Raw genomic sequence first — 21,896 nt, forward strand, 5'->3', positions numbered from 1 at the left:
CCCGGCACCTTCCGCGGCAAGGACCGGGCCGGGCACCGGGCACTCCGTCGCGGCGGAGTCGGACAGGACGGCGGGAGCTGCGCTCACCGCCGTCGTCTCGGTCGGTTCCATCGTGTCGGTGTCGTCTGCGTCGTCAGTCGGGGCCACCCCGTCAGTCTCGCGCACCGCACGGACATTCCCGCCCGCTGCCCCTCACCTTCTCGCCGGTCACCCGGGGGTTCGCCGTCCGGTCACCGCTTGTCGGCCGGTACGTCGACGGCCGCACAGACGGCGCGCCAAATGGCCTTCGCCTCCCAGCCGGCCTCCAGGGCCTCCCGTACCGTCCGGCCCCCGAGCTCCGCCATCACGTGGTCGCGCGCGAAGGACTCGGCGTACGACGGGCCGAAGTGGTCGGCCATCCGTTCCCAGAAAATCGTCAACCGCATGACCCCAGTATCCAGCCCCCAAGAGTGCAGCCCGCTCCGTAGGGCTTGTCACCGCGCTTTTCCGCCCTACGGTCGGAGCATGGCCGAAAATCCCCTCCCTTCCCCGTCCTCGACCCCCCTGGCACGCGCCGAGCGCTTCATCTGGCTGACGGCCCGCGTCCTCGAACAGCGCCGGTTCGCCTTCCACTTCCTGCACGGCGGCGCGGAACGGGTCGAGACGGCCCTCGCGGCATACCTCAACGAGGACGGCGGCTACGGCCACGCGCTCGAACCCGATCTGCGCGGGCCAGTGAGCCAACCCCTGCACACCGCACACGGCCTGCGGGTCCTGGACTCCATCGACCGTTGCGGCGGACTGCGCACCGAACGGATCTGCCGCTACCTCACCGAGGTCTCCACGCAGGACGGCGCCCTCCCGGCGATCCATCCGTCCCAGCACGGCTACCCCTCGGCGCCCTTCGTCCCGGTCGTCGACGCTCCGCCGAGCGCGCTGCTCTCGACGGGGCCGGTGGTCGGGGTGCTGCACCGCAACCAGGTGTGGCACGCATGGCTGTTCCGGGCCACCGAGTTCTGCTGGTCGGCCCTGGAGGCGCTGGAGAAGTCCCACCCGTACGAGATCCAGGCGGCCGTGGCCTTCCTGGACGGGGTCCCCGACCGTGCGCGCGCCGAGGAGGCCGCTGCACGCCTCGGGCGGCTCGTCCGTGAACAGCGGCTCGTCGTGCTCGACCCGGAGAGACCCGAGGACTTCCCGGTCGCGGACGGCTACGCCCCCGGCGAGCACCACTTCCCCCACGACTACGCACCCGCGCCGGACTCGCTGGCAGCACGATGGTTCACCGCCGGGGAGATGGCCCGCTCGCTGGACCGGCTGGAAGCCGACCAGCAGGAGGACGGCGGCTGGCCGATCCGCTGGCGGGCCTGGGCACCCGGCTCGGCCCTGGAGTGGCGCCCGATCGTCACCGTGGAGGCGCTGCGCACCCTGCGCGCGCACGGCCGCAGCATCGGGTGACCCTGTGCTCCGGGGCCGTCGCCCGCGGTCACCGCCCCGGGGCCCGCCCCGACCGTGACGACGACGGCCCCCACGGCGACCGGAAAGGCCACGTGGGGGTACGCGCGGCATGGCGGCGGCTGCGGGGTGCCGCGTCCACGGGGTCCCGCTCCTCCCGGTCGAGAGGGCGCGCAAGGAGGGAACGCTTTCAGGCGCCGTGCCAGGACTTCCACAGCCTGGCGTATCCACCCCCGGCGGCCAACAGCTCCTCATGGCTGCCCAGTTCCGTCACCCGTCCGCCGTCCATGACCGCTACCCGGTCCGCGTCGTGGGCGGTGTGCAGGCGGTGGGCGATGGCGATCACGGTGCGTCCCGCGAGCACGGCCGCCAGCGAGCGCTCGGCATGCCGGGCGGTGGCCGGGTCGAGCAGGGAGGTCGCCTCGTCCAGGATCAGCGTGTGCGGATCGGCCAGGACGACGCGGGCCAGGGCGAGTTGCTGGGCCTGCTGGGCGTCCAGGCGGAGCCCACCGGAGCCGAGCTCCGTGTCCAGCCCGTCCGGCAGCCCGTCCACCCAGTCGACGTCGACGGCGGCCAGCACCGCGTGCAGGTCCGCGTCGGTCGCGGACGGATCGGCGATCAGGAGGTTGTCCCGGACGGTGCCGAGGAAGACGTGGTGCTCCTGGGAGACCAGGACGACGTGCCGGCGCAGCAGGGCCGGGTCGAGCTCGGCGACCGGCACCTGCCCCACCGTCACCCGTCCGGTACGGGGCCGCTCCGCACCGGCCAGCAGTCGGCCCAGGGTGGACTTGCCCGCCCCGGAGGGGCCGACCACCGCCAGCCGCTCGCCCGGACGGACGGTGAGGTCGACGCCGTGCAGGACGTCCCGCTCGCCCTGGTAGGCGTAGCGGACGTCGACCACGTCGATCCGGTCGTCCTCGGGCCGACCGCCGCCGGTCACGGCCGGGACGTCCACCTGGCCGATGCCCTCGACCCGGGCGAAGGACGCATTGCTGCGCTGGATCTGGTCGAGCCAGAGCAGGACCTTGTCCAGCGGCTCGGAGAGCTTCCAGAAGTAGAGGGCGCAGGCGACCACCGCGCCGGTGGTGACCGCGCCGGTGTCGCGCAGGGCGGCGCCGAGCAGCAGGATGCCGGCGACCGGGGCGACGTACGAGAACTCGACCACCGGGAAGAGCACGGTGCGCAGGTCGAGGGTGTGGGTACGGGTGGCCCGGCAGCGCTCGACCGCCTCGGCGGTGGCGGCGATCCGGCGGTCCTGGAGGCCCAGGGCCTCGACGGTGCGGGCCCCTGCCGCGGTGGCGGTGAGGATCTCGATGAGCTCGGAGTTGGCGGCCCCCTCGGCGAGGTAGCCCGGGTGCGCGCGGCGCAGGTACCAGCGGGTGGCGAACCAGATTCCGGAGAGACAGAGCAGCCCGCAGATGCCGAGGAGCGGGTTGACCGCGAGCATGGCGACCAGGATCAGGAGGATCTGGACGAGCGCCACGGAGACCTCCGGCCCGGCGTCGCGCAGGGTGGTGCCGACGGTGGCGACGTCGGCCGTGCCACGCGTCAACAGATCACCGGTACCGGCACGTTCGACCACCGCAGCGGGCAGGGCGAGGGCACGGTCGACGAACCGCTCTCGGATCCGCGCCAGGGTACGCTCGCCGAAGCGGTGGGCGGCGTAGCGGGCGAAGCGGCCGAGGAGCAGCTGCGCGAGCGCGAAGCAGAGGATGCCGAGGGCGAGCCGATCGACGTGTGCGACCCCGGCGCCGCCCCGGACGTCGTCGACGATCCGGCCGAGCAGCCAGGGGCCGCCCAGGCCGGCGGCTGCGGCGAGCCCGTTGAGGGTCAGCATCGTGGCGACCGCACGGCCGTCCTGGCGCATCAGGCGCGCGGCGGACCGACGGACCTCGGCGGGACCGGCAATCGGGAGCCGCCCGGAAGCGGTCTCGGTCTGAGCGGTCATCGGACGGCCTCCTCGGCGGACACGGGCCCGGTGGCGGTTTCACCGCGGGCCACCAGCGCGCGGTAACCGGGCTCCGAGACGAGCAACTGCCGGTGCGGGCCGGCTGCCGCCAGACGGCCGTCGACGAGGTAGCAGACGGTGTCGGCCTGCTCCAGCAGGACGGGGGAGGTCGAGGTGAGGGCGGTGGTGCGGCCGGCCCGCGCCCGGCGCAGCCCGGCGGCCATGGCGGCCTCGGTGTGGGCGTCCACGGCGGAGGTGGGTTCGACCAGTAGGAGCACCTCAGGGTCCGCCAGCAGGGCGCGAACCAGCCGCAGCCGCTGGCGCTGGCCGCCGGAGAGGTTGCTGCCCTGGGCCCGGACCGTGGTGTCCAGGCCGTCGGGCATCGCCTGCACGATGTCCTCCGCCGCGGCGTCCCTGACCGCCCGGGCGATGGACCGGCCGGTGTGCTCGGACCGGCCGCCGACCACGCTGTGCAGCGCCCCGGAGAAGAAGTCGGCGTCGTTGTCCGCCACCATGATCCGGCTGCGAACCTCTGACAGGGCGACCTCGGCGAGCGGCACCTCGCCCCAGGTCGCCGCGGATGCGTCGTACCGGCCGAGGCGGTCGACCACGGCCGCGGAATCGGCCGGGCGGGCACTCACGATCGCAGTCAGCCGGCCCGGGGCCAGTTCCACACCGGTGTCGGCATCGCGCAGGACCGACGGTGCGTCAGGAGCCGGTCGGAGCGTCGTGGCGTCCTCGACGGCGGGCTTCAGCCCGAGCATCCGGATCACCCGTCGAGCAGCCACCAGGCCCCTGGTGAGGTCGTATCCGCCCTCGATGAAGTTGGAGACCGGCACCACCAGGACGGCGACGTAGCCGTAGACGGCGACCAGCGTGCCGATCGTGATGGTGCCCTCGGCGGCCATCCGGGCGGCCAGCCAGGTCACCAGCGCGAGGAAGAGGGCGGGCAGGCCGACCGAGAGCGCCTGGATCCAGCTGGTCACGGCGCCGACCCGGTAGCCCTCGGCCTGCAGGTCCCGTGAACCGCGTAGGTAGCGGCCGGCCAGCAACTCCTTGCCACCGATGCCGTTGAGCACGCGCATGCCGCCGACGATGTCCCCGAGGCGTGCGGTCAGTGCCCCCTGCTGCTCACGGTACCGGGACTCCGCGCCCCGGAGGCGCTCCAGCAGCGGCCCGACCACCACCACGAGCAACGGCACCCCCAGCAGGACCACGAGGGCGAGCGGTACGGAGACCGACAGCAGCAACCCGGCCGCCACCAGGTACGCGACGACCGCACCGACGCCCGGTCCGGTGATCGTCAACGTCTGGCTCATCTGCGCGACGTCGCCCACGCCGATGCTGGCCACCTCACCGGTCGACACCCGTCGGGGCAGTTCGGCACCCAGTCGGGTGGAATGCGCGACCACGACCTTGACGGTCCGGAAGGTGGCGTCCATCCGGACCCGCGTCATGATGCGGTGGCGCATGATGCCGAGCCATGCGTTGAGCAGCGCAGCGCCGACCAGTGCGGCCACCCAGCCGACCAGGGCGCCGGTCCTCCCCGCCTGGAGCCCGTCGTCGACGGCACGCTGCATGAGGTACGGCGGCAGCATGAGGCAGACCATCCAGAGGGTGCCGACCACCGCACCGCCCGCCACCCTGCGACGCTGACTCGTGGTCAGCCACCACAGGTAGCGCGCGGCACTCCGGTGGTCCGGGGTTCCCAGGTCGGCATGCGAATCCGTCATGAGCAAAAACTCACCGTCTCCCCTAATAGTGCTTGGTCAGGTTGGTGTGGTGCTTGGTATGTCGCGGTGGCAGGTGGGGCAGGCGCCGGTCCAGGTGGCGAGGAGGGTCTGTAGTTCGCGGACGACTTGGTAGAGGCTCAGGCCGGCGCCGCGTCTTTTGGGGCTCTGGCCAGTCGTTGCAGGGTGCAGAAGGCGTGGGCGGCAGAGACGAGGGTGACGTGGTGGTGCCAGCCGCCCCAGGTCCGGCCCTCGAAGTGGGCCAGCCCCAGGGCCTGCTTCATCTCGCGGTAGTCGTGCTCGATGCGCCAGCGGAGCTTGGCCAGGCGGACCAGGGTGGTCAGCGGGGTGTCGGCGGGCAGGTCGGACAGCCAGAACTGGACCGGCTCGCTCTCGCGCGCGGGCCACTCGGCCAGCAGCCAGCACTCGGGCAGTTCCGGGCCCTCGGTGGCCTGGCGGATCTGACGCCCGGCGGGCCGGATCCGCAAGGCCACGAAATCGCCGTCTCCATCCTCCAGGCCAGGCAGGCCCGGATGTGGGCCGGATCCCACGGGCTGGTGGTGATGAAGTGGGCCAGAGCCTGCCGGTTCCCGTCCTCCCCGAGGCGAGCGGCCATCGGCTCGACCGACTTGCGCTTGCCGTCGGTCAGCAGTCCCCGCAGGTAGACCTGCCCCCACCGGCGCTGGTCCTTGCGCGCAAACGGCTCGAACACCTCCGCAGCAAACACCTCCAACTCATCACGCACCGCAGCCATTTCGTCCGGAGTCACACACCCACAACGCAACACACAACCCGAAGGACACACACCACCAAACACGACCTGACCAAGCACTACTAATACGGCACGTACTCAGGGGCTCTCAGCGAGCCCTCCGCCGGCCACCGTTAGCGTGTATGTTCCAACCGACTCGGGCGTCGGGCCGGACCTCAGTAGGAGTGCATGAGCGCCCGCGGACACGTACAGGGAGCTGACGACCTGCCGGTTCTGCTCGGCGTAGAGGGCGTCGACTTGCTGCTTCGCCGTCCGAATCCAAGCGGCTGCGCCCTTGCCGTCCCACCCCGGTATGCCGGTGTCGGTGCAGTCCTCCAGGAAGGCCCCGGCCTTTGCCCGGTCTGCCTTCACCATGCAACTGAACGTGATGATGTCGCCCTGCTCCGTCGGAACGCCGGAGATGGCGAGCTGCCGCTCACCGTCACGGGGCACGCCCCCGGAGATGTGCCACACCTTGCGGCCGCGTGGCGCGTCGATCAAACGCGGCTTGCTGAGGGGGACGTCCCACCGCGCGGCGAGACCGGTCAGGAAGTCGTCCGCCCGGTAGCCGGGAGCGATGACCGTGCTCTCCCCCAGTCTCGGCACACGGTCGGCGGTCACGGCCCGGTCAGGCCAGTCTGCAGCCGACGGCGGCGTAACCACCGCCCAGGGATCGGTAGTCGGAGTTGAGGACGGGGGCGAGGCGGACGAGGTGGGTACGCCGGCGGACTGATGGCCCGACTGCTCCGTACCTTCGTGCTGTGTGCAGCCGGTCAGGGTGGCGGCAGCCGCGAGAGCGACTGCCGCCACGACCCGACGATGCATCGAGTGCGCGCTTTTCATCACTGCCCCATGTTGCAATTGCCCTTGTCGGGCGTGGCCGTGGGGACGAAGGCAACCGCGTCGAAGGCGACGTTGGCGTCTCCGGTGCCGCCGGGGTGGATGTTGTCCATCTCGACGCCGCCCCCCTTCCAGAAGCGCCACGAGCCCAGCTTGAACCAGGAGTTCTTGCCCTGTGTCCGGTTCGCCTGGCTGATGGAGCACATGTCCACGCCCAGCCCCTCCTTGTTGGGGCCGGGAATGGTCGTGTAACGGACGGTCGCCTCGGCGCCGTGGTTGGGCAGGTGAATCCACACGTTGTACCGCCTGCCGGGCTGGTCCGGGTCTGGCAGGTAGGCGGGGTTGAGCTTCCAACGCCCCGTGACCTTGTGGAAGAAGTCGCTCGACGGGTAGCTGTGTGTGAAGAACACGTGGCCGTTGTAGCCCGCGCCCAGCTGGTGGACGTCAATCTGCGCGATGTACGGGCTGGCACGGAAAGTACCGTTGCCGCGGTCCACGATGAGGTTGTCTCCGAACTGGAGCGAGAACTTGCCCTTGTCCGCGTTCGGGTAGGCCTCACAACCGTAGACGTCCTCACGCCCGTTGAGGTCATCAACGACGATGGTGTCCGGATTACCGTCAGGCGTCGTCATGCAGGGTCCCGACGGGTACTTGGCGACGAGTTCCGACTCGGGGGAGCCGACAGTGAACCGCAGCTGCTCACGAGAGGAGTTGGTCTCGTTCTGGCCGGTGATCCAGGCGGCGCTGCCGGCCCAGCGGCAGCTCTCGTTCATGGCTGGACAGGGATTGGTCGTACCTGGCGTGCAGTTGTTGACCGAGGGGGAACAGAACATGCCGTAGTTCGTCGGCAGGTTCAGCAGGGCCGTGGCGCCGGGGAAGTCGGGAACCATGTATGAGGGTTCCCAGTTCCACGTCTTGTGCGGGGTCTCCGCCCAGCCGAGGACCTTCTCCTGGTACGGCCAGTTGGCGGGGTGCGCGGCGTCGTCGAACGTCGCCCGCAGGAAGCCCTGCCGGTCCGGCGGGTACTGCGCGTTGGCCGGGTTGTTGAAGAAGCCCAGGCCACGGCGCTGGGACGGATCCGTGTAGACGCCGCTGTTGTAGCCCCAGAGGGCCATGTACCAGTTTTCGATCCACTGCGGACTGCCGTTGTTGGTCTCCATGCCGAGGGCCTTGAGCTGGTTCCACTTCTCGGCGAGGATCCCCATACCGGCCGCGATGTTGGTCGCGTAGTCGGTGGCGATGGCCCCGGCCCGGGTGCCGTCGAACTGGATCGGGTGCTTCTCGGACATGCCGGTGGTGACCTGGGCAATGCCGTACCCGCAGTCCGACTTGTCGCGGTTCGGGTAGTAGTGGATGGACGCCCCGTTGCCGAACCAGTCGGCCTGGAGCACATTGCCGGCGGTTCCGTTCACCGAGTGCCAGGACGCTTGCTTGAAGTTCGATTCCTGCGCGAGGATGCCAAGGACCACCTGGGCGGGGATGTCACCACCACCGGTGAGCGTCGGCTTGGGGAACAGCCCCTGCGGCGAGAACGCGGGCAGGCCGGTGTCGTGCCAGTTGGCCGGGCGCTGGACGGTGAGCGCGCCGTGCACGGCCTGGTCGACAGCCCACTCCACCTGGTTGGCGCTGGGCTGCTGTGCCTGCCGCTTGGGATTGTTCCGCTTCACCAAGCAGGGGATCTCGAAGGCGTCGACCCGGGACTTGTCGTACGTCTTCGTGCCGCCGGAGATGCACATGGCCTCCGGGCTGCCCTCGCCGCAGCTGAGCGGCTCCACGTCGTCCCGCGACACCTCGGTCGCTCCGAGTGCCGCGGCCTCGCTCGCGATCGGGCCGGAGACGGTGTAGGCCGCGGGCCCCATCGCGGGGGTGTCCGCCGAGGCCGCTGCCTTCCTGACGGGGTGGGCTGCGGAGTCGAACGCGATCGTTGCCTTGGCGCCCGTGAGGACGGCCGTCGCTTGAACACGGATCAGGCCGGCGGCCAGCCCGTCCTCCGTGGCCTTTGCCTCCGAGGTGCCGAGGGGCGCCGTGACGCCCTTCAGCTCGTCCGAGACGAGGGAGGTCGCGACCAGACGCCCCTCGCGGGAGACGGCCTCGGGCCGGCCTGTGAAGTGCTGGGCCTTGAGACGGGGCGCGCGCGAGGTGTCCACGCCGGCGATGTCACCCACCACGAGAGAGCCGCCCTTGCGCGGGAAGAGCTTGAGCTTCCCGACCTCGCCGGAGCCGAGAGGGGAGAGCTTTCCGCCGTGCCAGCGACTGATGACGCTCCTCCGGCCGTTCACGAGCCCGAGGTCGAGGTCGCCGGCGCCCGATGAGGTCAGGGCGAAGACCTGGCCGGGCAGCTCGGCCTGCTTCTGCGCGCGTGTCGACGTGCCGTGACCGGTTAACTTCACCAGCTCGCCGTTCAGGACGCCGTAGTCCCCGCGCGGGGTGGGCAGCATGTGGGTGAGCTGACCGGTGACCGTGCGGTCGGCGGTGGCCCTGCCCGTTGCGGCGTCCGCCTCGATGACGGTGGTCTCCCCGGCGTCGGTGTCCGTGGCCGAGCTGGTGGAGAACAGCACCCGGTCGTCCTCACCGCAGCCCGGCGAGTAGTAGGCGAGTTGCACGCCCTCGGCGACCTCGGTGACCTTGCCGTCGCTCAGGCGCACGACGGCAGCGAAGGCGCCGCGATAGGTGGCTCCCGGCTTGTTCGTCCACATGGACGGCATGTACACGGCGGCCGCGTACCGGCCAGATCCGGTGGTACACACATGCCCCGTCCACGGGCCCGCGTCGATGTCCTTGCGCCGCAGCGAGGCCACCTCGCGGAAGGCGTAGCCCTCCCGCTCCGAGGCGGTCACGATGTGAAAGCCGTCCGAGTCGCCAGTACCACTGACGATCACGTCGGTTGAGCTCTCGTAGTCCTTGCCGAGGGCCTTCTCCGGCGCGCCGAAGAGGACGTTCGTGGTGACGTCGGCCGCCTCGGCGGGCGTCGTCGGGGCCGCGAACGGAATCAGGGCCAGCGAGGACGCCAGCACGGCGGTCGCAGCCATCTGCGCGGTGAGCCGCTGCCGTGGCGTCTGCGGGTGCTTCAGCATGTTTCCTCTCACTGCCAGGCCGTACAGGCGCCAGTTATACGGGGCATGTTGCCGCCGGCTCCTTCATAATCCAGGGGCGCCGGATCCTGGCTGGGCCCCACGTTGTTCCAGCAGGCCTTGTTGGTGCCCTGCCAGTCGCCCATGGTGGTGTTGCCCACCGGTAGATCGCGGGTGAGCCACTTAGTGGTCCCCCTGGGCCACTGGGCGCCGCCGATCGTCGGCGTGGACCACAGAGCCACATAGAACGAATCCTGGCCGGGGTAGGCCGGGTTCAGCCTCGCCGTCGCCCAGACGGCGTTGCAGCTGTACGAGTAGACCAGCTTCACTTCGAGGTCGTTGCCCATGTTGAGCTGCTCGAGCGGCTCGGCGTCCCAGTCGCACCCCATGGCGTACGGGTCCTTGCCTGCACAGCTCTCCGCGTGGCACCCGGCTGCGGTCACGCCTGCCGACGCCTGTGGCGCCGCGAGCGTCTGGGAGAGACAGAGGAGCCCCAGAGCGGCCCCTACCCTTCCCCACTTTCTTCTACGCACAACACTCTCCCTGAGCGAGATGAGAGGGGACTACCGGTAGATGTCGACGACGACCCGGTTCGGCTGGGTCAGCGTGAAGTCGTTGTAGCGCGGGACGGGACCGTCGAGGGCGGTCCCGAAGTCGATCTCGGGGAGTACCCGAGGATGGAGCCGTTCCAGGAGGTGAACTGACTCGCCTTGACCGTGGGCAAGTTGAACGACTCCACGCTGGGGTTCGTCGCCGCGGAGTCCCCCGACCCGGCGCCCTTGAGGCTCGAAAACAGGTACGAGGAACCGGGAGTGACCGGAGCCTTCGGCTCGCCGCCCGGAGTCATGTATCCACTTGACGTGGAGTGGGTGGCCTCGACCGTCGGCAGCGGCCCCTCCCCCAAGTCGAACACCACGCGGTCGTAGCCGGTGTGGGTGGCGGCGCGGACCCCGTCGCCGCAGATGTACTCACAGGTCTCGGCCGCTGTCCAAGACGGTGTCGACGACGCCGTGGGGGCGGCGCCGAGCGTCGCAAGGACGTCTGCGGCGGCCGGAGCGACTAATCGCGCAAGATTATGTTGCCTAGCGTGCACCATGCCTCATTCCATGTGGCGGAAGAGTGGCAGACTACGTCAGGTACCTGACATTTGATTCTGACCATTTCGCTAGTACGTCATGTGCTGATCCCATCCCGAAGGAATTAAGCCATGCCGAGTGGCCGAACTGGATTAGCTTCGCTCAGCGCGGTCGCCCTCATTCTGGAAAATGACGTGGAAGGCCCTTAGCCTCAATATCAGTGACTTAAGTGTCGCTGCTGTTAGCGTGGCGTCCAGGAGGTGCCTGGATGCCACGCCCTGGGCAGGTCAAGCCGGAGACGGATGAGCGGTTGTCGGACCGGATCGCGGTCGGGCTGCTGACGCGTACGTTTCCGCCGGAGCTGGTGGACCGGGTGATCGCCGAGTCCGGTCGCTCGGGCCAGCGCACGCGGCTACTGCCGCCGCGGGTGGTGGTGTACTTCGTGCTGGCGATGTGCTTGTTCTCTGGGCAGGGGTATGAGGAGGTCGCGCGACTGCTCACACAGGGGCTGACCTGGGCGAAGCGTTGGTCGGGCGCGTGGCAGGTGCCGACTACGGCGGCGATATCGCGGGCGCGGGTGAAGCTGGGGCCGGAGCCTTTGGAGGCGCTGTTCGCCGAGGTTGCCCGGCCGTTGGCGACCGAGGAGACCCGGGGTGCCCGGTATGGGCGGTGGAGGCTGGTGGCGGTCGACGGCACGGTCTTCGACGTGCCCGACAGCGAGGCGAACGCCGCGTACTTCGGGCGGCCGAAGACCCATCGGACCGAGCGGTGTGCATATCCGCAGGTGCGGATGGTGGCACTGGCCGAGTGTGGCACCCACGCCATCACTGCCGCCGCTCTGGGACCGCTGTCATCATCCGAACCGGCCCTGGCCCGCAGCCTGTTCGGTCATCTCGGCGTAGGGGATCTACTGCTGGCCGACCGCGGGTTCACCGGCCTGGAGCTGTGGCGGGCGGCCTCGGCCGGCAGCGCGGACCTGTTGTGGCGGGTCCGCGCCCACCAGGTACTGCCGGTCCGTCAGGAACTGTCCGACGGCTCGTACCTGTCGCAGATCGTCACCGCGAAGGACCACCGCAAACGCGCCGACCCCGAGGTGGTGCGGGTCATCGAGTACACCCTGCAAGGCCCGGGCTTCCCGGAGCAGGATGCGCCCTACCGACTGATCACCACCATCCTCGACCCCGACGCCGCCCCCGCCACCGACCTTGCCGCCCTCTATCACGAGCGGCGGGAGATCGAGACCGCACTGGACGAGCTCAAGACCCATCAGCGCGGCCCCGCTCAGGTCCTGCGGTCCCGTTCACCTGAGGGCGTCGAGCAGGAAGTCTGGGGCCATCTGCTCGTCCACTACGCGATCCGCAGCCTCATGCACGTCACTGCGGACGCCGCCCGACTCGACGCCGACCGGCTCTCCTTCACCCGCAGCATCCGCCTCGCACGCCGACAGGTCACCGCACAGGCGGCCTTTTCCCCCTGACCACCTGGCCGCAGCCCTGGCAGAGGGTCTGCACGAGATAGCCCGGCACCTGCTGCCCGCTCGCCGCAGACGCTTCAACCCCCGCGTCATCAAACGCAAGATGTCCGGCTTCGGCGTCAAACGCGACGAACACCGACGCCCTCCCCAGCCCGACCGGAGCCCAGCCGAGGCCGTCGCCATCGCCCCGCACTGGCGCACAGCCTCGATCAACCCACCGACGAAGGCCCCACGAAGCTGGGCCCCGATCCTTTAAGTCACCGGTATTGGGCCTACCAGGGGCTTCACTCCTGTCCGCGCCCGGGACCCAGCCGCTCGATCCATCCCGAGCCGGGCGGTTCACCCAACTTCACGAAGATAATTTCGCTGAGAAAACCTCACTGCGCACCCCTCGCCCGAGGAAATCTCCCCGGCGTCGCCTCAGCCTGGATCCACCGTGTGAATCCTGAGCGGGTTTGCTGATCGGTTTTCGGGTTGTTTTCCGGTTTCGGGCAGGGGTGGGTGCCGGATGGCCGGTCCGGTGGCGGGGTCTTCGAGGTCCTTCGGGTCGCGGACGGGCAGTTGGTCCGGTTGGTCAGGTGCGTAGGCGGTGACCGACGGCTGTCCACAGGTTCTCCAGCGCCTCCAGCCAGGGCCATCGGTCGGGGAAGTGCCAGGTCAGGGTGCGTGCGCCTGCGGCGAGGCGGGCGGGGACGGCGATCAGGTGGCGGCGGACGGTGCCGGTGCGGGCCTTCGTGTGGAAGGCGGAGGCCAGGGCGCCGAGCGCGCGGGTGAGGTTGTGGGCGAGCGCGGCGAGGGTGAGCCAGGCGGCGTTCGCGGTGAACTTCCCCGACGGCAGATGGCCGAGGGCGGGGTCCTCCAGGTCGGCGAAGACCTGCTCGACGATGGCATGCCGGCGGTGGGTGGCCTCGGCCTCGACGAGTCCGAGCGCGGTGTCGGTGAATACCGCGTGGAAGCGGTGGGCCGTGAACAACTCGCCCTGCCCGTCGGCAACATGAGCCTGGCCGAGGCGTCTAACGCGGCGGACCAGGAGCCGGGCCGTGACGTGGTACTTCTTCGGCTTGCCGGTGAAGGCGGTGTAGTCGGTCTCGGCGACCTCGGCGTCGGATACCCACCGCTGCTCGTCCTCGTCGAACACCGCGTCCGTGTACTTGATCGCGGTCCACGCGGCCTCGTCGATGGCGGCGACGGCGGTGTGGACCTTCTTGCGCTGGGCGATCGTGAAGGAGAAGCGCACGCCCAGGCGGCGGCAGGCAGCCACGGTCTTGTGCGAGCAGAACGCGGAGTCGCCGCGCGCGACGATCTGGCCCACCACGCCCATGGCCCGGACCGTGTTGACCGCCTCGGCGATCAGGTGCGCGGCGCCCTTGCCGGAGCCGGCCGAGCCCTTGCGCAGCCGCGAGGCCACGATGACCGGGGCGGCGATCGGGGTGGAGGCGGTCACGATCTGGAAGTGCAGCCCGCGCTGGCGGGTGTAGCCGAAGGCGGCGCCTTGCTTGGCGTAGCCGTGGACGGGTTTCACCTTCGAGTCGATGTCCAGGAACACCACCTGCTCCGCGCCGGGCAGCAGGGCGCAGTGACGTACCAGGTTCGCCGTGAACACCCTGGCGGCCGAATCCAGTTGACGCACATGGCCCCAGGTGAAGGCACGCAGGAACGTGCCCAGCGTGGAAGGGGCGCGTATCCCGGCAAACGCGCGGGACATCGCCCCGTGCCGCAGCACGTCCACATCGTCGATGCTGTCCGCACCGGCGAGCATGCCCGCCACCAGCGACATCACCTTCGCGTCCGGCGCCGTGCCCGCACCGTTCACCGCCCCGGCCAGGCGAACCCTGTCACGGACCAGCCCGGGCAGGCCGCACCGCTCGGCCAGCCGCACCCCGGCGGCCAGCCCGCCGTACGCGATCAGAGACGAGTCATCGGCCGCCGCGAACGTCGCCGCGGCCGTGTGGGAGGATTCCACTTACGAAGTGCCTTGCTGATCGTGCGTGCTGGAAGCCTAGAGAACTCCCATCATCGCAGGTCACAAGGCACTTCTTCGTCCCGGCCCCCGATCGCGGACGGCGATCACGCGGTGGATCCAGGCTCAGCAGTGCCACGGGCTCGGTTTCCCGGATCCTCCCAAGCGAAAGGCGCTCGGGGACATCGCACGCCGCCCGGGGGCCGGCAGGTCATCGGTCCGTGACGGGGCGCGACCGTCGGAGACCGAATGCCGGCGTCGATGTCAGTGGCCGGGTGCACGATGGGGGACATGGTCAGGTCCGCGCTCGATTCGTTCTCCCCCGCGACCCGCGGTTGGTTCGCCGGGGCCTTCACCGCACCCACGGCCGCCCAGGAGGGCGCTTGGCGGGCCATCGGGGCGGGCTCCGACGTGCTCGTCGTCGCTCCGACCGGCTCGGGCAAGACCCTGGCCGCCTTCCTGGCCGCCCTGGACCGCCTCGCGTCCGCTCCGCCGCCCGCCGAGGCCAGGAAGCGCTGCCGCGTGCTGTACGTGTCGCCGCTGAAGGCGCTCGCGGTGGACGTCGAGCGGAACCTGCGCTCCCCGTTGACCGGCATCCGGCAGGAGTCGGTCCGGCTCGGCCTGCCCGAGCCGGACGTCCGAGTCGGAATCCGGTCCGGGGACACCCCGGCCGCCGAGCGCCGGGCGCTGGCGAGCCGACCGCCGGACATCCTGATCACCACCCCCGAATCCCTGTTCCTGATGCTGACCTCCGCCGCGCGCGAGGCCCTGTCGGGCGTGGAGACGGTCATCCTGGACGAGGTGCACGCGGTCGCGGGCACCAAGCGGGGCGCTCACCTGGCCCTCTCCCTGGAGCGGCTCGACGAGTTGCTGCCGCGCCCCGCGCGCCGGATCGGGCTGTCGGCCACGGTCCGTCCGGTCGACGAGGTGGCCCGCTACCTCTCCCCGGGGCGCGCCGTGGAGATCGTGCAGCCGCCCTCGGCCAAGGAGTTCGACCTCTCCGTCGTCGTCCCCGTCGAGGACATGGGCGAGCTCGTGGGGGTCCCCCCGGGGAAGCCGGGGGAAGACCCGCCGTCTTCCCCGGGCGGCGACAAGCCGTCGATCTGGCCGCACGTCGAAGAGCGGATCGCCGACCTCGTCCAGTCCCACCGCTCCACGATCGTCTTCGCGAACTCGCGCCGGCTCGCCGAGCGCCTGTGCAACCGGCTCAACGAGATCGCATACGAGCGGGCGACCGGCGAGCCCCTTCCCGAAGGGGCTCCGCCGGCCCAGGTCATGGCCCAGTCGGGAGCGGCTCAGGGCGCCCCGCCGATCCTCGCCCGGGCCCACCACGGCTCGGTGTCGAAGGAGCAGCGCGCCCAGGTCGAGGAGGAGCTCAAAGCGGGCCGACTGCCCGCCGTGGTCGCCACGTCCAGTCTGGAGCTGGGCATCGACATGGGTGCGGTCGACCTGGTGGTGCAGGTCGAGTCGCCCCCCTCGGTCGCTTCCGGGCTCCAGCGGGTGGGCCGGGCCGGGCACCAGGTCGGCGCCGTGTCGACGGGTGTGGTCTTCCCCAAGTACCGGGGCGATCTGGTGCAGGCGGCGGTGGTCACCGAGCGGATGCGCACCGGCGCCATCGAGTCGATGCGGATCCCCGCCAACCCGCTGGACGTCCTCGCGCAGCAACTGGTGGCGATGGTCGCGCTCGACACCTGGCAGGTGGACGAGTTGCTCGCGGTGGTGCGCAGGGCGGCGCCGTTCGCCTCGCTGCCCGAGTCGGCGTTCACCGGGGTCCTCGACATGTTGGCGGGCCGCTACCCTTCGGACGCCTTCGCGGAGCTGCGCCCCCGCGTGGTCTGGGACCGGGTCGCCGGGACGGTCACGGGGCGGCCCGGGGCGCAGCGGCTCGCGGTCACCTCGGGCGGGACGATCCCGGACCGCGGCCTCTTCGGCGTGTTCCTCGCGGGGGCGGACCCCAAGAAGGGAGGCGGTCGGGTCGGGGAGCTCGACGAGGAGATGGTGTACGAGTCGCGGGTCGGCGACGTCTTCACGCTCGGCACGACCTCGTGGCGGATCGAGGACATCACCCGGGACCGGGTGCTGGTCTCCCCCGCTCCCGGCGTACCGGGCCGGTTGCCGTTCTGGAAGGGCGACCAGCTGGGCCGGCCGCTGGAGCTGGGGCGGGCGGTGGGCGCGTTCCTCCGCGAGGTCGGCGCCCTCGCGGAGGAGGACGCACGGCTGCGGTTGCTCGCCGCGGGCCTGGACGCCTGGGCCGCGGACAACGTGCTCGCCTACCTCAAGGAACAGCGCGATGCCTGTGGTCACGTGCCGGACGACCGGACGATCCTCGTCGAGCGCTTCCGGGACGAGCTCGGGGACTGGCGGGTCGTCGTCCACTCGCCGTTCGGGGCACAGGTGCACGCCCCGTGGGCGCTGGCGATCGGAGCGCGGCTGACCGAGCGGTACGGGATGGACGCGCAGGTCATGCACGCGGACGACGGGATCGTGCTGCGGCTGCCGGACGCCGATCTGATGGGTCTGGACGTGGGGCTGGACCTCCTCGATCACGAGCCGGCCGCGGCGGAGCGGCACCCGGACGCGACGTACGACGCGGACAAGCCTCCCGTCGAGGCGGCGGACGCCCTCTTCGACAAGGACGAGATCGGCGGGATCGTCACCGACCAGGTGGGCGGTTCCGCGCTGTTCGCCTCCCGTTTCCGCGAGTGTGCCGCCCGCGCCCTGCTGCTTCCCAAGCGCAACCCCGGCAAGCGCACCCCGCTCTGGCAGCAGCGGCAGCGGGCGGCACAGCTCCTCCAGGTGACCAGTGAGTTCGGCTCGTTCCCGATCGTCCTCGAAGCCGTCCGCGAGTGCCTCCAGGACGTCTTCGACCTCCCCGGCCTCGAAGAACTGATGGGGGACATCGAGGCCCGCAGGGTCCGGCTCGTCGAGGTCACCACCCCCGAGCCGTCCCCCTTCGCCCGGTCACTGCTCTTCGGCTACGTGGCGCAGTTCCTGTACGAGGGGGACTCTCCGCTCGCCGAGCGGAGGGCCGCCGCCCTCTCCCTGGACTCACGGCTGCTGGCGGAGCTCCTGGGCCGGGCCGAGCTGCGCGAACTGCTCGACCCCGAGGTCCTGACGGAGCTGGAGCGGGAGCTCCAGTGGCTGACCGAGGACCGGCGGATCAAGGACCTGGAGGGCGTCGCCGACCTGCTGAGGGTCCTGGGGCCGCTGACCGACGCCGAACTCGTCGAGCGCGGCGCCGAGCCGGGGTGGGGCGAGGAACTGTGCCGGGCCCGTCGGGCGATCCGGGTGCGGATCGCCGGCGCGGAGCATTGGGCTGCGGTCGAAGACGCCGGTCGCCTCAGGGACGCGCTGGGCACGGCCCTGCCGGTGGGCGTGCCCGAGGCCTTCACCGAGCCGGTCAAGGACCCGCTGGGTGACCTCCTCGCACGGTACGCGCGCACGCACGGCCCGTTCACCTCGTCCGACGCGGCGAACCGCTTGGGCCTGGGTGCTGCGGTCACGGACGGCGGGCTCCAACGCCTGGCGGCCTCCGGGCGGGTCGTCCAGGGCGAGTTCCACCCCGCGGGCATCGGCCAGGAGTGGTGTGACGCGAGCGTCCTGCGCCGGCTCCGCCGCCGCTCCCTCGCGGCCCTGCGGCACGAGCTGGAGCCGGTTCCCCCGGCCGCCCTCGCCACCTTCCTGCCGCAGTGGCAGCACCTGGGTGGCGGTGGCCTGCGCGGCATCGACGGTCTGGTCCGCACGATCGAGCAGCTCCAGGGCGCACCGGTGCCGGCCTCGGCCCTGGAGAAGCTGATCCTGCCGTCCCGGGTCCGCGACTACTCCCCCGCACTGCTCGACGAGCTGACCACCACCGGGGAGGTGGTGTGGGCGGGGGCCGGAGCGCTGCCCGGCAAGGACGGCTGGGTCTCCCTGTACCTCGCGGACGCGGCGCCCCTGCTCCTGCCGTCACCGCACCCGCTGGACCAGTCCGCCCTGCACCAGTCGGTGCTCACCGCACTCTCCGGCGGCTACGGGCTGTTCTTCCGGCAGATCGCCGACCAGGTCCGGGCCACCACCCACCCGGACGCCACCGACCCGCAGCTCGCCGACGTCCTCTGGGACCTGGCCTGGTCGGGTCGGCTCACCAACGACACGCTGGCCCCCCTGCGGGCTCTGCTCGGTTCGGGCCGTACGGCCGGCTCCACCGCGCACCGCGCACGCCGCACCGTCCCCCGCGGGCGGTACGGAGCCCTGACGGCCTCCACGCGGCCGGTCTCCCGCACCGGCCCGCCCACCGTTTCGGGGCGCTGGTCGTCGTTGCCGTCCGTGGAACCCGAACCGACACACCGCGCGCACGCACTCGCCCGCACCCTCCTCGACCGGCACGGCGTGGTCACCCGGGGCGCGGTGGTCGCCGAGGGGGTCGAGGGGGGCTTCTCCGCCACCTACCGGATCCTGGCCGCCTTCGAAGACAACGGGCAGGCCCGTCGCGGTTACGTGGTGGAGGGACTCGGCGCGGCCCAGTTCGCGATGGACGGGGCGGTGGACCGGCTGCGGGCCGCGGCAACCGCCCGTGAGCGGGGCACCGGGACGGCCGGGCACCAGGCCCTGGTCCTCGCGGCGGCGGACCCGGCGAATGCCTACGGGGCGGCACTGCCCTGGCCCGATCCCCCGACGGACGCCGGGCACAAGCCGGGGCGCAAGGCGGGGGCCATGGTCGTCCTGGTGGACGGCGAGCTCACGCTCTACGTGGAGCGCGGCGGGAAGACCATGCTGTCCTGGCCGACCTCACCGGACGCCCCGGCGCTGGTCGCGGCGGCGGAGGCGCTGGCCGCATCGGCCAGGGCGGGTGTGCTCGGCACGCTCACCGTGGAGCGCGTCAACGGCGTTCCCGCTCTGACCTCGCCCCTGGCCCGCTGCCTGGAAACAGCCGGGTTCCTCGCCACCCCCAGAGGCCTCCGTCTCCGTCCCTGAGCCCCGCGCGGTCCGCAGGCCCCGGGGCTACCCCGTGCCGATCGCACGGCCGGTCCGCCTCCTCGACGGGTGGTGGGGCGGCCCGTGGGGGCGCCGAACCGCCGCGCCCCGCGGGGGTGCGGCGGAGGGCCGTCCCCGCACAATGGATCCGTGCCCGAAGGAGACACCGTCTGGCAGACCGCACGCCGTCTGCACACCGCGCTGGCCGGTCGCCCCCTGAGCCGGGCGGACCTCCGGGTGCCCCGGTTCGCGACCGTCGATCTCACCGGCCGCGTCCTCCTCGACGTCACTCCTCGCGGCAAGCACCTGCTCGCCCGGATCGAAGGCGGCCTCACGCTCCATTCGCATCTGCGGATGGACGGGGCCTGGCGTGTCTACGCCACCGGGCAGCGCCCGCGCGGCGGCCCCGACCACCAGATCAGGGCGGTCCTGGGGAACGCCGAGCACACCGCGTACGGATACCGCCTCCCGGTCCTGGAGCTCCTCCGCAGCGACGAGGAGTCCCGGGTCGTCGGCCACCTCGGCCCGGACCTGCTCGGCCCCGACTGGGATCCCGGAGAAGCCGTGCGGAGGCTCGGCACCGATCCGGCGAGGTCGTTGGGCGAGGCCCTGCTCGACCAACGGAACCTGGCTGGCATCGGCAACGTGTACAAGTCCGAGCTGGCCTTCCTCGCGGCCGTCACCCCCTGGCTTCCGGTCGGCGAGCTGGCGCCCGGGGTTCCGGCCCGTCTGGTCGCCACTGCCCACCGCCTCTTGGAAGCGAACAAGGACCGACCGGACCGGCGCACCACGACGACCCGTCGCCCCGGTGTTCCGCTCCACGTCTACGGCCGGGAGGGCAAGCCCTGCCTCCGCTGTGGAACCGCGATTCGCAGGGCGGAGCTCGGCGAACGGATCACCTATTGGTGCCCCGGCTGCCAGCGGGGTCCCGGGGAGAACCCACCTGACAATTGACGGATCATCAGATCCAGTCGTACGGTCCGGACATGACGACCCTTCCGGCGTACGACCTGAGCGGTCGCACCGCGTTCGTCACCGGCGCCGCCAGCGGCATCGGGCGCGCGAGCGCGGAACTCCTCGCCCGGGCGGGCGCCACCGTCCACTGCGCGGACCGCGACGCGGACGGCCTCGGGGGAACAGCGGACCTGATCTCCCGGCAGGGCGGCACCGCACGCACGCACCACCTGGACGTGACCGATCGCGCCGCCCTCTCCGCCGCCGTCCGTTCGGCAGGGCCCCTCCACGTCATGGCCGCCATCGCCGGAACCATGCACACGAGCACGGTCCTGGACACCCGGGACGAAGACCTCGACCGCCTCCTCGCCGTCAATTTCAAGGGGGTGCTCTACGCCTGCCAAGAGGCCGCCCGCTCGATGCTCTCGGCCGCGGTGTCCGGTTCGATCGTGACGATGGCCTCGGGCGCGGTGGACGCCGCGAGCCCGGGCCTCCTCTGCTACAGCGCCACCAAGGCGGCCGTCGTCCAACTGACGAAGACACTGGCGACGGAGGCGGGGCCGCACGGCATCCGGGTGAACGCGGTCGCCCCGGGCTGGGTCCGCACCCCCATGACGGCCCGTCGCGAGCCGGCGGCCCAGCAGCAGGCCGAGGCCGCGATGGTCCGCCGGTCTCCGCTGGGCCGGGTCGGCGAGGCCGAGGACATCGCCCACGCGGTCCTGTACCTCGCCTCCGACGCCTCCGTTTTCATGACCGGCCAGATCCTGCGCCCCAACGGCGGCGTCGCCATGCCCTGGTGACACCGCCGGGCATCGTGCCGCGGCGCCCGGACGCCGCAGCCACGTGGACCGGCAGCAGGCTGAGCCCCCAGCCGCCCGCAGCCACCGCTCCCTCGACCGGTCCGGCCCCGTCCGGGACGAACAGCAGGCGCAGTACCGCCCACCACCAGAGTCCGCCGGCCGCCACCCCGCACGCGAGCAGCGCAAGCGTCACCAGCGGAACCCCTCGCCGTACCATGGCCGCCTCCTGCGGTCGACGCTAGACCGGCAGGATCACCCTGCGGGAGGGCGCACCGGAGGCAGAGCCGGCGCACACGGCCCGGCCGCGCCTCCCCTCCACCATGGCACGACGGACCCGGACCCGGCATCTCAGACGAGCGGGCCCGGAGGCAAGAAAAAGCGAAGCCCCGGTCCCTACCCCAGGAGACGGGGAGGGACCGGGGCTTCGCCCCGTTTCGGTTCAGGCAGCGACGACGTTGACCGCTTCTGCGGGGGCCTTGATGGTCACCCGCTCGGTGGGCACACCGGCCACCGACGTCACCGACACCGAATTGAGCATGGGGCGGACCGGCGTCGGTACCGGTTCGCTCGCTGCTGCCGACTCGGCCAGTTCGGCCAGTGACAGCTCGTCGCTCACTTCGCGCATGAGCTCGGACATCCGTACGTCCAGCGCGTCGCAGATAGCGGAGAGCAGTTCGGAGGAAGCCTCCTTCTGCCCCCGCTCCACCTCGGAGAGATAGCCGAGCGAGACTCGGGCGGACGAGGAGACTTCGCGCAGAGTACGGCCCTGGCGCTGGCGCTGCCGACGCAGCACGTCACCCAACAGGCGACGGAGCAGAATCATCGGTGGCTCCCTCCTCGGACCGCGTAGCCGCATCCTTCACGCCCCACCGTACCGCCTCGCGCTGCGGCCGTGCGGGGAGCGA

The 21,896-nt window shown here is 71.3% G+C and carries 15 protein-coding genes and 2 pseudogenes; 6 read left to right on the top strand and 11 right to left on the bottom strand.

Going from position 1 to position 21,896, the window contains the following annotated elements:
• Positions 1-230 precede the first annotated feature (230 nt).
• On the bottom strand, positions 231-425 hold the full coding sequence (locus ACFW22_RS27860) for a DUF3046 domain-containing protein (RefSeq protein ID WP_384880344.1): 195 nt from the start codon (positions 423-425) through the stop codon (positions 231-233).
• A gap of 79 nt (positions 426-504) precedes the next feature.
• Here ACFW22_RS27860 and ACFW22_RS27865 point away from each other — a divergent pair, with 79 nt between their 5' ends.
• A complete protein-coding gene (locus ACFW22_RS27865) occupies positions 505-1,434 on the top strand; it encodes a hypothetical protein (RefSeq protein WP_386409596.1) in 930 nt (309 codons plus the stop codon).
• Between the two features lie 187 nt (positions 1,435-1,621).
• Here the strand turns inward: ACFW22_RS27865 and ACFW22_RS27870 are convergent, their stop codons facing one another.
• From ACFW22_RS27870 to ACFW22_RS27900, 7 genes and pseudogenes are all read right to left on the bottom strand, one after another.
• A complete protein-coding gene (locus ACFW22_RS27870) occupies positions 1,622-3,379 on the bottom strand; it encodes an ABC transporter ATP-binding protein (RefSeq protein ID WP_386409598.1) in 1,758 nt (585 codons plus the stop codon).
• The gene (locus ACFW22_RS27875) at positions 3,376-5,112 is read right to left on the bottom strand and encodes an ABC transporter transmembrane domain-containing protein (protein WP_386409601.1); all 1,737 of its coding nucleotides are present in this window, start codon (positions 5,110-5,112) and stop codon (positions 3,376-3,378) included. The genes ACFW22_RS27870 and ACFW22_RS27875 overlap by 4 nt, the downstream gene beginning before the upstream one ends.
• 137 nt (positions 5,113-5,249) lie before the next feature.
• Positions 5,250-5,606 (bottom strand): annotated as a pseudogene (locus ACFW22_RS27880) (transposase); the annotation flags it as partial.
• A gap of 59 nt (positions 5,607-5,665) precedes the next feature.
• Positions 5,666-5,863 (bottom strand): annotated as a pseudogene (locus ACFW22_RS27885) (transposase); the annotation flags it as partial.
• Positions 5,864-5,959: 96 nt separating this feature from the next.
• Positions 5,960-6,481, bottom strand: coding sequence for a hypothetical protein (locus tag ACFW22_RS27890; protein ID WP_386409603.1), 522 nt, complete (start codon positions 6,479-6,481; stop codon positions 5,960-5,962).
• 221 nt (positions 6,482-6,702) lie between these two features.
• Positions 6,703-9,774, bottom strand: a complete 3,072-nt coding sequence (locus ACFW22_RS27895) for a hypothetical protein (RefSeq protein ID WP_386409605.1) — start codon at positions 9,772-9,774, stop codon at positions 6,703-6,705.
• A gap of 8 nt (positions 9,775-9,782) precedes the next feature.
• Positions 9,783-10,214 (bottom strand): DUF2690 domain-containing protein, encoded by a 432-nt coding sequence (locus ACFW22_RS27900; RefSeq protein ID WP_386409607.1) that lies wholly within the window; start codon positions 10,212-10,214, stop codon positions 9,783-9,785.
• A 282-nt stretch (positions 10,215-10,496) separates the two neighbouring features.
• Here ACFW22_RS27900 and ACFW22_RS27905 point away from each other — a divergent pair, with 282 nt between their 5' ends.
• A complete protein-coding gene (locus ACFW22_RS27905) occupies positions 10,497-10,697 on the top strand; it encodes a hypothetical protein (protein WP_386409609.1) in 201 nt (66 codons plus the stop codon).
• Positions 10,698-11,115: 418 nt separating this feature from the next.
• On the top strand, positions 11,116-12,324 hold the full coding sequence (locus tag ACFW22_RS27910; RefSeq protein ID WP_386409611.1) for an IS4 family transposase: 1,209 nt from the start codon (positions 11,116-11,118) through the stop codon (positions 12,322-12,324).
• A gap of 571 nt (positions 12,325-12,895) precedes the next feature.
• On the opposite strand, the gene ACFW22_RS27915 is transcribed toward ACFW22_RS27910, so the two are convergent.
• The gene (locus ACFW22_RS27915; RefSeq protein WP_386409613.1) at positions 12,896-14,284 is read right to left on the bottom strand and encodes an IS1380 family transposase; all 1,389 of its coding nucleotides are present in this window, start codon (positions 14,282-14,284) and stop codon (positions 12,896-12,898) included.
• A 288-nt stretch (positions 14,285-14,572) separates the two neighbouring features.
• Here ACFW22_RS27915 and ACFW22_RS27920 point away from each other — a divergent pair, with 288 nt between their 5' ends.
• The 3 genes from ACFW22_RS27920 (at position 14,573) to ACFW22_RS27930 (ending at position 20,991) form a co-directional block, all read left to right on the top strand.
• Positions 14,573-19,237 (top strand): ATP-dependent helicase, encoded by a 4,665-nt coding sequence (locus ACFW22_RS27920; RefSeq protein WP_386409615.1) that lies wholly within the window; start codon positions 14,573-14,575, stop codon positions 19,235-19,237.
• 150 nt (positions 19,238-19,387) lie between these two features.
• Positions 19,388-20,191: a DNA-formamidopyrimidine glycosylase family protein gene (locus ACFW22_RS27925; protein WP_386409617.1), complete on the top strand. Its 804-nt coding sequence runs from the start codon at positions 19,388-19,390 to the stop codon at positions 20,189-20,191.
• Between the two features lie 32 nt (positions 20,192-20,223).
• Entirely contained in the window at positions 20,224-20,991 is a 768-nt protein-coding gene (locus tag ACFW22_RS27930) for an SDR family NAD(P)-dependent oxidoreductase (RefSeq protein ID WP_386409620.1), read from the top strand.
• Here ACFW22_RS27930 and ACFW22_RS27935 read toward each other — a convergent pair.
• The gene (locus ACFW22_RS27935; RefSeq protein WP_386409622.1) at positions 20,939-21,208 is read right to left on the bottom strand and encodes a hypothetical protein; all 270 of its coding nucleotides are present in this window, start codon (positions 21,206-21,208) and stop codon (positions 20,939-20,941) included. The genes ACFW22_RS27930 and ACFW22_RS27935 overlap by 53 nt on opposite strands.
• A gap of 222 nt (positions 21,209-21,430) precedes the next feature.
• Positions 21,431-21,814, bottom strand: coding sequence for a helix-turn-helix domain-containing protein (locus ACFW22_RS27940; protein ID WP_384884424.1), 384 nt, complete (start codon positions 21,812-21,814; stop codon positions 21,431-21,433).
• Between the last annotated feature and the right edge of the window lie 82 nt (positions 21,815-21,896).

This window comes from Streptomyces sp. NPDC058872 (assembly GCF_042743065.1).
Classification (GTDB): Bacteria; Actinomycetota; Actinomycetes; order Streptomycetales; family Streptomycetaceae; genus Streptomyces.